Origin of the sequence: Psychrobacter sp. TB20-MNA-CIBAN-0197, assembly GCF_040309765.1 — a bacterium.
Taxonomy (GTDB): Bacteria; Pseudomonadota; Gammaproteobacteria; order Pseudomonadales; family Moraxellaceae; genus Psychrobacter; species Psychrobacter submarinus.
Genome location: NZ_JBEOPC010001477.1, coordinates 1 through 231, shown reverse-complemented (window position 1 = coordinate 231; position 231 = coordinate 1). Strand labels below are relative to the sequence as shown.

At 35.5% G+C, this 231-nt stretch carries 1 protein-coding gene; it reads left to right on the top strand.

Annotated elements, in window-relative coordinates; genetic code table 11:
* Window positions 1–231: hypothetical protein (locus AAEY83_RS18880; protein ID WP_351061776.1), on the top strand; the 231-nt coding region annotated here is incomplete at both ends.

Sequence of the window (231 nt, the reverse complement as noted above, 5' to 3'; positions counted from 1 at the left end):
GATAAACTAAACCAAGAAATTAAACAGCTAAAACAACAACAACACTTACAACAACTGCAAATATCTAAACGTTCACAGTTAACTATTCTGCTTGGCATTGTAGCAATCCTTATTTTAATTACAGTAATAGCAATTTACCGTCGCAGAATAGAAAGTAATGCAAAATTACAACTAACAGAGCAAGTAGAGCAACGCACGTTAGAATTACAAAGTGTGGCGCAAGAGCTGCGC